The organism is Gimesia algae, from assembly GCF_007746795.1.
In the GTDB taxonomy this organism is placed as follows: domain Bacteria; phylum Planctomycetota; class Planctomycetia; order Planctomycetales; family Planctomycetaceae; genus Gimesia; species Gimesia algae.
Genome location: NZ_CP036343.1, coordinates 6,816,057 through 6,816,888, shown reverse-complemented (window position 1 = coordinate 6,816,888; position 832 = coordinate 6,816,057). Strand labels below are relative to the sequence as shown.

2 protein-coding genes are annotated in these 832 nt (G+C 44.5%); one reads left to right on the top strand and one right to left on the bottom strand.

Features of this window, described 5'->3' with window-relative positions:
* The coding region (locus Pan161_RS31145; RefSeq protein WP_145232909.1) for an ABC transporter permease at positions 1 to 221 on the top strand (221 nt) is incomplete at its 5' end.
* A 226-nt stretch (positions 222 to 447) separates the two neighbouring features.
* Here Pan161_RS31145 and Pan161_RS31140 read toward each other — a convergent pair.
* The coding region (locus Pan161_RS31140; RefSeq protein WP_232103498.1) for a hypothetical protein at positions 448 to 832 on the bottom strand (385 nt) is incomplete at its 5' end.

Genomic DNA, 832 nt, shown 5'->3' with positions numbered 1-832 from the left:
TTATTCTCTCCGGGTTTGCCACACCTATAGCCAACATGCCGTCTATTGTGCAGAAACTTACTTATTTAAATCCGATGCGATACTTTATGATCATTCTACGATCCGTATTTCTAGAAGGTACTCCGTTTGAACTTCTCATCGACCAATTCTGGCCAATGGCGGTAATCGGGATCGTGACTCTTGGCACGGCTACTTGGATGTTTCGACGGCGGATGTATTAAACCGCATTGTGACAGCAATAGTTCAGTAAGCCACCAAGTCGTTTGCAACACTCAATCTCATTATCACATTGATCATCTTCATCTCTTGGTTATTTAACCATTATTTACTCTGATGATTCCGTTCTTTGTGATCATCAACCAGTTATTCTTTGACTGTATTTCTTAGTGAGTTCTCACCTACAAATATCATTCTATTGAGACACACTGATTTGATCGAGTAAAAAAATCACTCGATGAGGTTGTGTATTCCGGCACTCACGACAATAACACCACGCGCGTGTAAACACCGCTGCTGTTTGTCACGACATTCCCGACACTTTTGCGCAAGTTCTCGCACTTGGGAAAAGCCCATTCCTTTCGGCAATGAAACACAGGGATCATTGCCGAAAGGAATGACTTTTTCATGCTGCGATAGCGATTTGAGAATGAAATTACTGACGTGCCCCCAAGTATGACACCAGTCACATGGCTTAGTGTCCGATTGTTGACCTTGCCCCCAACCTTGTACCAGTTGGAATGTTAGAGATCCAAGGTAATCATGCCCGGCGCGCCGGGCATGATTTTGTCGCAAACTCCACTGGGGTCTGATTTCCCAATGAGCTATGTGGGCG